The 12,808-nt window shown below is 69.2% G+C and carries 6 protein-coding genes; 5 read left to right on the top strand and 1 reads right to left on the bottom strand.

The window, feature by feature from the left end; genetic code table 11:
- Positions 1-6: 6 nt before the first annotated feature.
- A complete protein-coding gene (locus tag BOX37_RS35020) occupies positions 7-1,161 on the top strand; it encodes a neutral zinc metallopeptidase (protein ID WP_240505166.1) in 1,155 nt (384 codons plus the stop codon).
- On the opposite strand, the gene BOX37_RS01265 is transcribed toward BOX37_RS35020, so the two are convergent.
- Positions 1,154-1,996, bottom strand: coding sequence for a hypothetical protein (locus BOX37_RS01265; RefSeq protein ID WP_071931089.1), 843 nt, complete (start codon positions 1,994-1,996; stop codon positions 1,154-1,156). The two genes, BOX37_RS35020 and BOX37_RS01265, sit on opposite strands and share 8 nt — an antisense overlap.
- Positions 1,997-2,517: 521 nt before the next feature.
- On the opposite strand from BOX37_RS01265, the gene BOX37_RS01270 reads away from it, so the two are divergent.
- From BOX37_RS01270 to BOX37_RS01285, 4 genes are all read left to right on the top strand, one after another.
- Positions 2,518-5,337 (top strand): DNA polymerase III subunit gamma and tau, encoded by a 2,820-nt coding sequence (locus BOX37_RS01270; protein WP_071925841.1) that lies wholly within the window; start codon positions 2,518-2,520, stop codon positions 5,335-5,337.
- A gap of 189 nt (positions 5,338-5,526) precedes the next feature.
- Positions 5,527-6,741 (top strand): acetyl-CoA C-acetyltransferase, encoded by a 1,215-nt coding sequence (locus BOX37_RS01275; RefSeq protein WP_071925842.1) that lies wholly within the window; start codon positions 5,527-5,529, stop codon positions 6,739-6,741.
- Between the two features lie 38 nt (positions 6,742-6,779).
- Positions 6,780-8,936 carry a 3-hydroxyacyl-CoA dehydrogenase NAD-binding domain-containing protein gene (locus BOX37_RS01280; protein WP_071925843.1) on the top strand — a complete coding sequence of 719 codons (2,157 nt, stop codon included), beginning with the start codon at positions 6,780-6,782 and terminating at the stop codon, positions 8,934-8,936.
- 339 nt (positions 8,937-9,275) lie between these two features.
- Positions 9,276-12,794 carry a serine/threonine-protein kinase gene (locus BOX37_RS01285; protein WP_071925844.1) on the top strand — a complete coding sequence of 1,173 codons (3,519 nt, stop codon included), beginning with the start codon at positions 9,276-9,278 and terminating at the stop codon, positions 12,792-12,794.
- Positions 12,795-12,808 lie beyond the last annotated feature (14 nt).

The following is a 12,808-nucleotide window of genomic DNA, read 5'->3' on the forward strand; positions in this document are numbered from 1 at the left end:
TTCGGTTTGTCCCAACCGCCCGGCTACGGCCCCTACGGACCTCCCGGGGTGCCGCCGTACGGCCATCCGCAGCAGGGCCGAGGGCCCTACGGCTACCCGGCGCCGTACGGCAGGCCGATGCCGCCGCCGTACCCTCGGCCGTTGCCGCCGCCGTACGGCTATGCGCCGCAGGGGTATCGGCCGTATCCACCGCCGCGCCGTGGCGGCTCGGGCACGCTCGGCGCGGTGCTCGCGGTGCTGGCGGTCTTCGGTGTCGTCGGGACGCTGCTGGTCGCGGTGGGGATCTCCGAGCAGTCTTCGCGTGACGTCGCCATGACCACCCCGCCCAGCTTCACCTACACCCCGCATTCGACGGTGCCGACGACGGCGACGGCCGCGCCCAGCGCGACCACCGCGCGCACCTCGGCACCCACCACCGCGCCGACCACGGTGAAACCCGTTGGCCCGCAACCGGTGATCGCGCTCGGTCAGCATCCGATGTTTCACGACGACAGCGCGTACCTGCCCAATATGGACTGCGACCTGCCGCGCTGGTCGACCGACGCCGCCACCGCCACGGCGTTCTTCGCCGCGGCCCAGGTGTGCCTCGATCAGATGTGGCGCACCAACCTCGCCGCCGCGAATCTGCCGTTCAGCAGTCCGGGGCTGGTCGTCACGGAGAGGCCGGGGGAGCTGTCCTCACCGTGTGGTGGCGCCAGCAGCGACGCGTTCTACTGCAGCGCGTCGAGCACCATCTACATGTCGACGGCCGGGCTGGTCATCAACAACACCCCGTTTCCGCCGATGGAGGCGTTGTCGATCTACGCCCATGAATACGGGCACCACGTGCAGGGCATCACCGGGCTGCTGCAGGCCTCGTCGAACCAGCGCCGTGGTCAGGGCGCCATGTCGGACGGCGGACTGGAGACCTCACGCCGAATGGAGTTGCAGGCCAGCTGTTTCGGTGGGATGTACATCGGTTCCGCGGAGGCGGGCGGTTCGTGGACCTCGCAGGAGGGCTACGCCGCGGTCCGGCACAACTACGACCGTGGTGACGGCAACGGCCGCCACCGCGATCACGGCACTCCCGAGCACAACGGGAACTGGTACAACCACGGCTATTCGAAGAACCGCAACTTCGAATGCAATACCTGGCTGGCCCCGGCCAACGAGGTCAGCTAGACGCGGTCAGCGAGCCCGACTTGTCCTTCGCCACCGCGCGTGCGCCGCGCTTGCCGGGAACGGGCAGGTCATCGCTGTCGGCGAGCCATTCCGCTGTGGTGAGCCAGCGGCGCTGGGCGTGGGCGTCGGCGACGTCGAAGAAGACGCGACGGCCGCGGTCGTCGCGGGTGTCACGGGCCAGGGCCGCCCAGCTCGGCGGCCTGCCGCGCTCGGCCGTGTGCGCGATGACGAAGCCCGCCACCAGCTTGCCGATCATGTTGACCGGCTTCTGCGAGACCCGGTTGCCGTACTTGGTGGTGTGCCAGCGCCGGGCCGGGCACAGCGAACCAGCGCTCGCGTTCGAGGCGATCCAGCCCGCACGCTGTGCGCGTTCGATCAGCCACAGATGCTTGACCGCCGAGGGCGCGATCTCGCCGACCCGCTCGGCGATGAGTTCGGTGATCTCGGCGTCGGCGAGGATGTCGCGCCGAGTCGGGCCGATGCCGTGATCGGCCCAATGCGCGGCGGCCAGGCGGGCCAGGATGCGGCCGAACTCGTCGATGCTGCGCTGGGCGCGACGGCCGAGGCGTTCGATCCGTTCGGCTTCGCGGCGCATCTCGTTCTGCGCGGTCAGGGTGCGAATCGCCGCCATCGTCGGCACCTGCCCGCGTTCGAGCAGTTGCAGGATGGCGGCCGCGGTCGCCGGATCCGCCGCGGCGGCGACGGGTAGCGAATCGCGTTTGATGTCGAAGTCCTGGGGGCTGATCGCCCGGCTCAGCAGTCCGACCGCGGCGTTGTCGCCGGCGAAGTCGGTATGGGCCAGCCAGGCGGCTGCGATGTCATCACACGACAGCACGGTGAAACGTTCCTCCGGTCGGTGCGGTGGGGGAGCGATCGGTGCGCGAAGGTTGTGCCCCGGTCGGGATGAGGGACCGGCCGGGGTCACCAACCTGATGAAGGTTTGGCCACCGAAGTTGCCGAGATCCACGGTAGCCAGACGCTTGCGCCGCTGTCACGATGATTGACGCTTTCGTTACATCCGGAATGCGATCGTTAAGCGGGGACTAGGTCTGTATTACCGCCATAACCAGGGTTGACTGTCGGCCGATGGCGCGAGTAGCTGCTCCTGCAGCAGTCGATAGCTCACCTGTTGCACCTGAATGACCCGCTTTGTCCATACTCTCCAGACCGCGGTATTCAATGTGATTCACATCACATTACTGACGGCCACGGGTTTTCGGCCGCCTCGCACCCGAAGGGCGAGACGGAACGCCGAAGGCGCAGTATCGCCCTTCGGGTGTGAGGCCCTCAGGGCCGAAAACCCCGCGGCACCAGCCGCCAAAAAATACTGTCGGATGTAGTCGGTAGCCTTTGGCCGTGGCTCTGTACCGGAAGTATCGACCGGCGACGTTTGCTGAGGTAGTGGGGCAGGAGCACGTCACCGACCCGCTGAGTATCGCGCTGGACACCGGGCGGATCAGTCACGCGTACCTGTTCTCCGGGCCGCGTGGTTGTGGAAAGACTTCCTCCGCACGGATTCTCGCGCGCTCGCTGAACTGCGTGGACGGTCCGACCTCGACGCCGTGCGGCACCTGCGCGTCCTGTGTGGCGCTCGGGCCGGGCGGCTCGGGCAATCTCGACGTCATCGAGCTCGACGCGGCCAGCCACGGTGGCGTCGACGACACCCGTGAGCTGCGTGACCGGGCGTTCTACGCGCCGGCCGAGTCGCGCTATCGCGTGTTCATCGTCGACGAGGCGCACATGGTCACCACGGCCGGTTTCAACGCGTTGCTCAAGATCGTCGAGGAGCCGCCGGCGCATCTGATCTTCATCTTCGCCACCACCGAGCCGGACAAGGTGCTGCCGACGATTCGTTCGCGCACCCACCACTATCCGTTCCGGCTGTTGCCACCGGCCACCATGCGCGGGCTGCTCGGCAAGATCTGCGAGCAGGAGAACGTGCCAGTGGAAGAAGCGGTGTACCCGCTGGTCATCCGGGCCGGTGGTGGTTCGCCGCGCGACAGTCTGAGCGTGCTCGACCAGCTGCTGGCCGGTGCCGGACCCGACGGGGTCACCTATCCGCGCGCGGTCGCGTTGCTCGGCGTCACCGATGTGGCGCTGATCGACAACGCCGTCGACGCGCTGGCCACCGACGACGGCGCCGCCCTGTTCGGCACCATCGACCAGGTGATGGAGGCGGGCCACGACCCTCGCCGATTCGCCGTCGACCTGCTCGAACGCCTGCGCGACCTGATCCTGATGCGCGCGGTCCCCGATGCCGTCGACCGCGGCCTGGTGGCCGGCCCCGGTGACGTCCTGGACCGGATGCGCGACCAGGCCGGCCGCATCGGCCCCGCCACCCTCACCCGCTACGCCGAACTCCTGCACGAGGGCCTCGGCGAGATGCGCGGCGCCACCGCCCCCCGCCTCCTGCTCGAGGTCATCTGCGCGCGCATGCTCCTGCCCTCGGTCTCCGACACCGAATCCGCCACCCTGCAGCGCCTGGAACGCCTGGAACGCGGATTCGCCGGGGGCGCCGTCCCCCCTGCCCGCCCGGTCTCCGCCTCGAACGACACCCCTGCCGAACGCCCGGCCCCTCGTTCCGCACCGCCGGCGAGCGGCGGCGGTCGTCCCCGCGGCGCTGAACTCCTCGCCGCCGCGCTCGCCGAAAAGGACGCCGCGACCCGGCCCCCCACCCCGGCGCCCCCGCGCGACGCACAGGCGGCCATGCCGCCGTCGCCTGGCGCCGGTCCGACTACGCAGTCGCCGTCACCGCCAAGTGCGGCCCCATCGGCACCAACCGCACAGTCGCCTGCCGCAGGTTCGTCGGGGCCTCGGTCGGCGTCCGCTTCGTCTGCTGCTGAGCGGTCCGCGCAGGTCGCGCCGGCCGCCGCTGGTTCGTCGGCCCCGGTCGATCGGTCGGCGCAGACCGCGCCTGCTGCCGCTGTGCCGGTCGTGCCCGCGGATGCCGCCGCGCCTACTGCTGCCGCGCCTACTGCTGCTGCCGCGCCGCCTGCTGCTGCGGCTCCGGTGGCTCGGTCGACGCCGTCCGCCGGTGGGCCGGCCGCGCCGGTCGCGGAATCCGAGGCCACTGTTACCGCGCCGCCTACCGCTGGTTCCTCGGCCGCCCCGTCGGCACCGTCCGGTCGGGGCGCCGCGCCTGCTGGTGAGCCGTCCGCGGAGACCGCCGCACCCGCTGACGCGCCGCCAGTGCAGGCCGCGCCGCCCGAAGTCGCCGCGTCGGCTCCGCGAAACGAGCAAGGCGACACCGCGATCTCGGAGAAGGTCGCTGCTCAGCCAACTTCGGTCGGCGAGATCGCTCCGCCGACAGTCGATCCGCGCGCGTCGACTGTGGAACCGTCGGCGGTGCAGGGTGATTCCCGCAACCGGGTGACGCCGGACCGGCGGCCTACTGCGCCGGATGGGACAGCCCCCACGCAGACGGAGGCGCGGGTCGGCACCGCGCCGGAGCCGAGCGCGCCGGCCACCCAGCCGTCGACCGGAGGGTCGGCCGCGCCTGTCGAGGATCTGCTCGGTGTCGTCGAGGCGGCGTGGCCGGAGATCAAGGGGAAGGTGCGGGAGTTCGGGGCGACGTTGCAGGCATTGTTGTCCGGGGCGGCGGTATCGCGGGTGGACGGGGGCGTGGTCGTCTTCGCGCATCAGAGTCCGCCGTTGGCGCAGCGATTGTCGGATCCGCGCAATATCGACGCGGTGCGGTCGGCGGTGCGGGCGGTGCTCGGGCGGGAGCTGGATGTGCGCTGGGAGACGGGGATGCCCGCGCCTCGGCCCGCGCCGGTGGTCAAGGGCTCGGGTGCGCCGGCGCGGGGGCCGGGGGAGGACAAGCCCGCGGCGCGGCCGCGGTTCTCGCGGCCGAGTCAGGCCAAGGGCAATCAGGGACGTCCGTCCGGCCAGAGCGGGCCGGGCGAGGACGACATTCCGCCACCGGACTTCCCCGACCTCCCCGACGACCCCGGTCCGGAGGAAAGCTACGGGCCTGATTCGGGCCGGTCGGGCGGCGAACCGGGGCGCGCGGGCAAGCCGGGCGGTGGTGTTCCCGCGCCGCCGACGCCGGAGGAGGAACAGGAGATGCTGGCCGCCGCTGCGGAGCCGGTGGCTCCGGGTGATCGGCAGGACCCGGACGAGGTCGCCCTGGCGTTGCTGCGCGACGAGCTCGGAGCAAAGAGTCTGGATGGTTGACAGTCGCCGTCCGTACCGCGTTAAGTTAACCGGAGTTCGCACACCACGGTAGTATGAACGGGTGGCCGGGAACACCGGATGGGCATGGTTCTATGCTCCGCTGGTGCTTGCCGGGATTTGTACGGCGTCGAGACGATCGGTCGTGGCGTTCGTGCGGCCACCGCACCCCAAGGAAGGAAACACTCCGATATGACCACAGAGGCCTACATCTACGAGGCCATCCGCACTCCGCGCGGCCGCGGCAAGAAGAACGGCTCGCTGCACTCGGTCAAGCCGATCGATCTGACTGTTGGTCTGATCCAGGAGCTGCGTGGCCGCTTCCCGAACCTCGACGAGGACCAGATCTCGGACCTGATCCTCGGCGTCGTGACCCCCGTCGGTGACCAGGGCATGGACATCGCCCGCACCGCGGCCACCATCGCGGGTCTGCCCGACACCGTCGGCGGCTTCCAGCTCAATCGCTTCTGTGCTTCCGGCCTCGAGGCCGTGAACCTGGCGGCGCAGAAGGTTCGCTCCGGCTTCGACGATCTGGTCATCGCCGGTGGCGTCGAGTCGATGTCGCGCGTGCCGATGGGCTCCGACGGCGGCCCGTGGGCGCTGGACCCGGCCACCAACTACGACGGCTACTTCGTGCCGCAGGGCGTCTCGGCCGACCTGATCGCCACCATCGAGGGCTTCACCCGCGACGATGTCGATGCCTACGCCGTGCGTTCGCAGGATCTGGCCGCCGCGGCGACCACCGGCGGCTACTTCGCCAAGTCGATCGTCCCGGTCAAGGACATCAACGGCCTGGTCGTGCTGGACCGTGACGAGCACATGCGCCCCGGCACCACCGCCGCCGACCTCGGCAAGCTCAACCCCTCCTTCGCCGGTGTCGGTGAGATGGGTGGCTTCGACGCGGTCGCGCTGCAGAAGTTCACCTACATCGAGAAGATCAACCACGTCCACCACGGTGGCAACAGCTCGGGCATCGTCGACGGCGCCGCCCTGGTGCTGGTCGGTTCCGAAGAGGCCGGCAAGAACTCGGGTCTGACCCCGCGTGCCCGCGTCGTCGCCACCGCCACCTCCGGCGCGGACTCCACGATCATGCTGACCGGCCCCACCCCGGCCGCGCAGAAGGCGCTGGCCAAGGCCGGTCTGACGATCGAGGACATGGACCTCGTCGAGATCAACGAGGCGTTCGCCTCCGTGGTGCTGAAGTTCCAGAAGGACCTGAACGTCCCGGACGAGAAGCTGAACGTCAACGGTGGCGCGATCGCGATGGGCCACCCGCTGGGTGCCACCGGCGCGATGATCACCGGCACCATGGTCGACGAGCTCGAGCGTCGCAACGCCCGCTACGCGCTGATCACGCTGTGCATCGGTGGCGGCATGGGCGTTGCCACCATCATCGAGCGCGTCTGATCCCCGGCCGAACTTTCTCATAGGAGAGAACAAAAACTATGACTGACAACATCATCGGCTGGGAGAAGGACGCCGACGGCGTGGTCGTCCTCACCATCGACGACCCCAGCCAGGGCGCCAACACCATGAACGACGCGTACCTCGCGTCGATGAACGCGACCGTGGAGCGGCTCGAGGCGGAGAAGGACGACATCACCGGTGTCATCCTCACCTCGGGCAAGAAGACCTTCTTCGCCGGCGGCGATCTGAAGAACATGATGAAGGTCGGCCCGGACAACGCGGCCGAGGTCGTGCAGATGGTCACCGACGTCAAGGCTCCGCTGCGTCGCCTCGAGCAGCTCGGCAAGCCGGTCGTCGCCGCCATCAACGGCGCTGCCCTCGGTGGCGGCCTCGAGATCGCGCTGGCGACCCATTACCGCATCGCGGCCGACGTCAAGGGTTCGGCCATCGGCCTGCCCGAGGTCTCCCTGGGCCTGCTGCCCGGTGGCGGCGGCGTGACCCGCACCGTGCGCATGCTCGGCCTGCAGAACGCGCTGATGCAGGTGCTGCTGCAGGGCCAGCGTCACCGCGTCACCAAGGCCAAGGAAATCGGCCTGATCGACGAGGTCGTCGCCACTGTCGAGGAGCTCGTCCCCGCCGCCAAGGCGTGGATCGCGGCCAACCCCGAAGCGGCCCAGCCGTGGGACAAGAAGGGCTACCGGATTCCCGGCGGCACCCCGTCCACTCCGGCCTTCGCGGCGAACCTGCCCGCGTTCCCGGCCAACCTGCGCAAGCAGATCAAGGGCACCAACATGCCCGCCCCGCGCGCCATCATGGCCGCGGCGGTCGAGGGTGCGCAGGTCGACATCGACAACGCGCTGGTCATCGAGGGCCGCTACTTCACGAGCCTGCTGACCGGCCCGGTCGCGAAGAACATGATCCAGGCGTTCTTCTTCGACCTGAACCACATCAACGGTGGCGGTTCGCGTCCGTCCGTCGCTGATGTGCCCAAGCGCGACATCAAGAAGATCGGTGTCATCGGCGCCGGCATGATGGGCGCGGGCATCGCCTACGTCTCAGCCAAGGCCGGTTACGAGGTCGTCCTCAAGGACGTCAAGCTCGAAGCCGCCGAGAAGGGCAAGGCGTACTCGGAGGCCATCGAGAAGAAGGCCCTCGCGCGTGGCAAGACCACCCAGGAGAAGTCCGACGCGCTGCTGGCTCGGATCACTCCGACCGCCGACGCCGCCGACTTCAAGGGCGTCGACTTCGTGATCGAGGCCGTGTTCGAGAACCCCGAGCTCAAGAACAAGGTCTTCCAGGAGATCGAGGACATCGTCGATCCCGACGCGCTGCTCGGCTCGAACACCTCGACCCTGCCGATCACCCTGCTCTCGGAGGGCGTGAAGCGCTCCGAGGACTTCATCGGTATCCACTTCTTCTCCCCTGTGGACAAGATGCCGCTGGTGGAGATCATCAAGGGTGAGAACACCTCCGACGAGGCGCTGGCCCGGGTGTACGACTACACCCTCGCCATCAAGAAGACCCCGATCGTCGTCAACGACAGCCGTGGCTTCTTCACCTCGCGCGTGATCGGCACCTTCATCAACGAGGCCATCTCCATGGTCGCCGAGGGCATCGACCCCTCGACGGTCGAGCAGGCCGGTCTGCAGGCGGGCTACCCGGCCGCGCCGCTGAAGCTCAGCGACGAGCTGAACTTCACCACCATGCAGAAGATCTACAAGGAGACCCAGGCCGCGATCCTCGCCGCGGGTGGCGAGCTCAACGCCGCTTCCGCCGAGACCGCCAAGGTCCTCGACACCCTGGTCGACAAGTATGACCGCACGGGCAAGCTGGGCGGCGCGGGCTTCTACGACTACGCCGACGGCAAGGCCACCGGCCTGTGGGACGACCTGCGTTCGATCTTCAACTCGAGCCGTGAGCTCCCGGAGGGTGTCACCTTCCAGGACCTCAAGGACCGGATGATGTTCGCCGAGGCCATCGAGACCCAGAAGTGCTTCGACGAAGGCGTGCTCACCAGCACCGCTGACGCGAACATCGGCTCGATCTTCGGCATCGGCTTCCCGGCCTGGTCGGGTGGCTCGCACCAGTTCATCGTCGGCTACCCCGGTGGCCAGGAGGCCTTCGTGGCCCGCGCCGACGAACTGGCCAAGAAGTTCGGCCCGCGCTTCGAGGTCCCGGCTTCCCTGCGCAAGTAAGTCGCCGACAGCGCTTTCACGGCGCTGATCTGCACGAACGGCCCCGTCTCGCCATCGCGAGGCGGGGCCTTCGCGGTGGTCTGGGTTGGATACACCGGAACTCGGCATCCGAAGGCCACGGCTGAACGTTGTTGAGTTCCAGTCCGACCCGGCGCTGCGGCCGACACGCGCGCCAACGATTCTGGCGGACAACCGTTGCCGCCACAGCATCGAATCTCCACCCGATGGATGCCGAATCGCGCTAGCTTGGATACGTACGGACAAATCGGGTGTGCCCGATGGGTCTGTATGCCGACCGAGATACGCCGGTGACGCCGATTCGATTCGTGAGGTGGTCACGTGGATCCGCAGCAGACGCGCACAGCGAATACGCAGCGCCAGCGGGCTCCCGGCGAGGTCGATGAATCAGTGGTCGCGGAGCTCGAGGCCATGGGGCTGACCGGTGCCAAGGAGATCGGGCGCGGCGGGTTCGGCGTGGTGTACCGGTGTCTGCAACCCGCGCTGGATCGCGTGGTGGCGGTGAAGGTGCTGTCCTCGGAGATCGATGCGGAGAGTCGAGAGCGGTTCCTGCGCGAGGAACAGGCGATGGGCAGGCTGTCGGGGCACCCGAACATCGTCGACATCCTGCAGGTCGACGTGACCGAGACCGGGTTGCCGCTGATCGTCATGCCGTACTGTTCGCGCGGTTCCCTGGAGCGTCTCATCCATGATCGTGGCCCGCTGACCTGGGCGGACACCCTGCGCGCCGGGGTCAAGCTGGCCGCGGCGATCGAATCGGCGCACCGGGCGGGCATCTTGCACCGAGATGTGAAACCGGCGAATGTGCTGATCAGCGGATACGGCGAACCGCAGCTCACCGATTTCGGCATCGCCCGTATTCCCGGTGGTTTTCAGACCTCGAGCAGCTTGATCACGGGCTCGCCCGCGTTCACCGCGCCGGAGGTGCTCCAAGGCCGTGAACCGACCGTGCAGTCCGATATCTACGGGCTGGGTGCGACTCTGTTCGCGCTGCTCACCGGTCATGCCGCCTTCGAACGGCAGGCGGGGGAGAAGGTGGTCGCGCAGTTCCTGCGGATCACCACCCAGCCCGTGCCCGACCTGCGCGATCAGGACATCCCCGACGATGTGGCCGCCGTGATCGAGCAGGCCATGTCGTCCGAATCCGCCGAGCGTCCCGCCTCGGCCTACGCATTCGGTGAGCTGCTGCGCGAGGTCCAGCGTGCCCATGGGCAGATGCCCGACGAGATGGCCCTGCTCGACACCGAAGAAGACACCGATGAGTCCGCTCCGGAGGTTTTGAAGGCCGTCACCGCCCGCCGCAGCTGGCCGTTGACCCTGCAGCCCGCGGGTGCCTCGGTCCCGATGCGCACCGCCACCACCGGCCCGACCGGCACCCTGCCGCCGACCGCGGCCACCAAATTCCGGCCACCGACCCCGGCCCGCGAGCCCTTCCCTCGCCAGCGCCTGCTCGATGTCCTGCGCGAGGGCGGCAATCGCCGGCTCGCCCTGATCCACGCGCCCGCCGGTTTCGGCAAGAGCACCGTCGCCACGCAATGGCGGGCCGACCTGGTCGCCCGCCACATTCCGGTGGCCTGGCTCGGCGTCGACCAGGACGACGACAGCGAGATCTGGTTCCTCGCCCACCTCATCGAAGCCATTCGCCGGGTGCGTCCCGATGTGGGCGCCGGCCTCGAACAGGTGCTCGAGGAGCGGCCCGCCGACGCGGTCGCCTATGTCATCGCCACCCTCATCGACGAGATCCACGCCAGCGACCGCCCGGTGGTGGTCTTCGTCGACGACTGGCATCGCGTCCGCGACCCCGGCGTGCACCGCGCCATGGCGACACTGCTCGACAACGGCTGCCACCATGTCCGTTTCGTGGTGACCAGTCGCGATCAGTCCGGACTGCCGATCAGCAGGCTGCGGGTGCGCGACGAGCTGGTCGAACTCGGCGCGGCGGCGCTGCGGCTCACCGAGGCCGAGACCCGCCAGATCCTGGTGGAGCGCAACGGTTTCGCGCTCACCGACGAACAGATCGAGCAGATCCACCTGGCGACCGAGGGCTGGCCCGCCGCCATCCAGCTGGTGAGCCTGACCCTGCGCGGCAAGGCCGATCCGGTGCAGCTGCTGAGTTCGCTGGCCGAAGGCGGCCACGGCCTGCGCGAATACCTGGCCGAGAACGTGCTCGACGCGCTGGAACCGGAGCAGCTCGAGTTCCTGATGGCGATCTCGGTGGTCGAACGGGTGAACGGTTCGCTGGCCGGGCTACTCGCCGAGGTCGAGGACGGCGCGGCGCAGCTGGAACAGGCCGAGCAGCGCGAGCTGTTCGTGCACCGGATCGAGCACGATCCCGAGTGGTACCGGATGCAACCGCTGTTCGCCGAGCACCTGCGCGCCCGGCTCGAGCGCGCTCACCCCGGACGCTCGAAGGTCCTGCACCGCAAGGCCGCTCGCTGGTACGCCGAGCATCAGTTGCTGCGCAAGTCGGTCGACCACGCGCTCGCGGCCACCGACCTCAAACTCGCCGCCGACCTGCTCGAGAGCGGCGGCATGGACCTGATCGACGGCTCCCGGCTGGCCACCCTGCTCGGCAGCGTCTCGAAACTGCCGGTCCAACAGGTGACTTCACGGTCCAAGCTGCTGATGGCGGTCGCCAGGGCGAACATGAACCTGCAGCAGACCGGCTCCGCGCGCACCGCGCTCGGCAGGCTGTCGAATCTGCTCGCCCGCGGGTCCGCCGGTGGCCCCGAGGACGCCGAACAGCGCTGCGCCGCGACGGTGCTCGACGCGGCGGATCGGGTGGCGCACGACGACACCGCCGGTGTGGCCGACAAGCTGGCCGCCTGCCTGGCCGCGCCCGACGATCTGCCCGCGTGGATCGTCTCGACGGCGGCCAACCTGATGTCGTTCGTGCGGCTGTGCGAGTTCGATTTCGCCGGGGTGACCGCGATGCAGGACTGGGCCACCGAGTTCCACGATCGGTCCAAGGACCCGCTCGGCCCGGTGTTCGGCCTGTGCGCCCGCGGTGACGCCGCCTACGAACAGCTCGACATCACCACCGCCACCGCCTGTTTCGAGCAGGCCTACGAGGTCGCCCGCACCAGGGCCGGTCCACGTTCGGACGCCGTGCGCGTCGCGGCGGCGCTCCTGGGCGAAGTGGCGTATCGCCGGGGGGATCTGACCCTGGCCGACCGGCTGCTCGACGAGAGCCACGAGCTGCTCACCCGCGTCGGCCCGGTCGACTTCCTCGTCGCGACCTTCGTGATCGGGGCCAGGGTGAAGGCCGCGCTGGGCGATCAGTACACCGCGGCGGCACGCCTGGACGAGGGCGCCAGGGTGGCCGAGTCGAATGGACTGGCCCGGTTGGACGCGCACGTGCGCGCCGAACGGTCCCGACTCGGCCTGCCCGTCGGTGACACCGACCGCTTCCCCACCGACGTGACCGGTAACGGCGCGCGCCGCAAGTCGGGCGCGGTCGCCCTCATCGCCGAGGCCCGAGAGTACGCCGATATCCGGGCGCTGATGACCGAGCAACGGCTGCGGGCCGACGACCGCGCCGCCCGCCACGCGCGCGTGCTCTACTCCCGCGTGCTCGACCAGGACCGTCCCCGTGCGGAATTGGACGCCACCCTGCTGCTCGCCGAGTGTCTGGCCGCCGCGGGATGGGTCGGCGAGGCGACCGGGCTGGTGCTGCCGGTCCTGCGCACCTGCGCCGAACTCGGCTGGACCCGGCCGCTGCTCGACGCCGGACCGGGTGTCGTCGGCCTGCTACACGTCCTGCGTACCCAGGCCCACGACGGCCACCAACACCCGATCCTCGACGACCTACCCGGCCACTTCCTCGCCGAACTGCTGTGACCTTCGCGGGCGGC

It is taken from the genome of Nocardia mangyaensis (assembly GCF_001886715.1).
In the GTDB taxonomy this organism is placed as follows: Bacteria; Actinomycetota; Actinomycetes; order Mycobacteriales; family Mycobacteriaceae; genus Nocardia; species Nocardia mangyaensis.